The sequence below is a fragment of the Candidatus Desulfolinea nitratireducens genome, from assembly GCF_982879505.1.
In genome coordinates this window covers 1-1,987 of the sequence record NZ_CEYOSI010000213.1, presented here as the reverse complement: position 1 = coordinate 1,987, position 1,987 = coordinate 1, and the positions used below count along the sequence as shown (strand labels likewise).

The 1,987-nt window shown below is 51.8% G+C and carries 2 protein-coding genes; both read right to left on the bottom strand.

Annotation, left to right across the window (positions count from 1 at the left end):
- The coding region (locus AC3DOM_RS14810) for a UvrD-helicase domain-containing protein (protein ID WP_487919818.1) at window positions 1–1,596 on the bottom strand (1,596 nt) is incomplete at its 3' end.
- Between the two features lie 134 nt (window positions 1,597–1,730).
- Window positions 1,731–1,987: hypothetical protein (locus AC3DOM_RS14805; protein WP_487919817.1), on the bottom strand; the 257-nt coding region annotated here is incomplete at its 5' end.

The following is a 1,987-nucleotide window of genomic DNA, read 5'->3' as shown; positions in this document are numbered from 1 at the left end:
ATCCAGATCACGATGGAAGCCAAATTCCGGTTGAGACAGGATCTCTCCGAAGAGTTTACGCAAAAAGTGATCGAAAGGGGCGACATCCTGCTCTTGATAAGACAGCAGCCAGTCACGCAACTGCGTGTAGCGACCACCGAAAATGAATGTGATTCTCTCTTGGACATCAGGCTTGATCCCGTCAAATGGATTCAGTGACAGGCTCCTGCTGTTGTAGACGATCTTTGTCAGCAAGTTGGCGCGGACGTGGTCAAAACCATCGATGGCCTGCATCAGGGCATAGGCCACATCAAACTCGCTTGGAAGGATTCCCCATTGTGGATGTGCCAGGGCTGCCAGGGTCAGCAGGGATTGGGTGGCTGGCTCATCGCGTAAGGATCGTGAGGGTCTGTGCGAGCGGACGGGGATTCCTTTTGCCTCAAGACGATGCATCAGAGAAAAGCGAAGCGCATCTGAGAGATAGGGCGCGAGGACAACGATCTCGGCTGGCTCGATCCCCTCTTCGAGAAGATTGCCAATCTCATCCGTCAGCCAGTCGAGCAATTCGGGATAGAAATGTGCATCGGCGTACCGCAAGACTCCCTCTCCCAAACCCTCCCCCTTCTCCCTCCCCCGTGTCCGAGGGAGGGTTGGGGAGGGAACAATCACTCTCGCCAAAGAATCGCTCAATGCCAAAATATCATCTGATGTCACGAAGGATTCGGTCAGCGATGCCTGGGTTGGGCAAGTATCTCTTAACTGCCAGGCAGTTTCCGGGTCTGCGCCGAGGAAACGGCGGAAGCCGCCATTCTCATCATAGATCAGCAATGCGGAGTCGAGTTCCGGCATCCACTCTCGGATCAGATCATGCGCGCGGGGAATATCCTCTTCGAGGTTATCGTAGATCAGATGTCGATATGTGCGGGTCAGATAATCCCGCACGATGGGGTCGGGCCAGAGAATCTCCCAGAAGATTTCAAGTTGGAGTGAGAAATCCAGTAAATTATGCTCGAGAGAATAGGCGCGGAATCGGTTGGCACAATCCTGCGTATCGGTGTAGATCCGTCGTTGGGCTGGATCACCAAGCCAGGCGCGGTCAAGTCGTTCACCAATCTGCGTATGCGGGAAACCAATCACGGCGGCTTTGTTGAGATTATCGATTATCTGGCTATAGAGGCGGTTTCGATTGATGGTTAGCGACTCGAAATAACCCTCATCAAGCAAGGGGCGGACGAGGTGCGCCATATAATATTGGGCGGTTTCAAGCGTCAGAAAGATGGGGGGGTGATCGGGGTTGGCGAAACCTGCCGCTTCGGCTGCGAGGGGCCAAAAGAGATCGACCATGCGACGGGCAAGACCGCCAACCGTCGCCAATGTGACCTGTCCACCCGCGCCGATCTCTGGGCTGCGGAGTAGCTCCTGATAGGGTTCCTGCAGGGTGCGTTGGGGTGTCAGGACGAGAATCGATTCGCCGTGAACGCCCTGCTTGAGAAGATAGCGCATCCGCTCCACCCCGACAGTGGTCTTGCCGCATCCCGCCGGACCCGATAGAAATATTTGTGTGTCTATGGGCGAAGAGATGATCTCTGATTGAACAGTAGTGAATTGAAAATCCATTGGCTAGAGGGTATAGGAGGTGAGGTCGTTTGTCAAGTGATAATTAACCGCCAAGACGCCAGGCTTTCAATACTTGACGTCTTGGATTGTTTTGAATATCTTTTCTTCTTTTTAAGTTTTCTTGAAATTGACTTTTAATTTTTCATGAAGCCGTGTTCGATCTTTAACTTTTCCACCCGAATAATAATTCCGCCCAGGCGTCCGCCCATGATTCCCAGGATGATGCACATAATTACGTCGGCAACTGATTCTGTATGATAGAGGTAACTCGCAAGCAATTTGGCAATCACCAAAATCCAGATCAAAAAAAGATAAACTCGGTCAAGGGATAAGGTAACCGCTTGAATATCGACATTGGCGTGCATCGGAACGATGTAGCTTATTAAAAAAC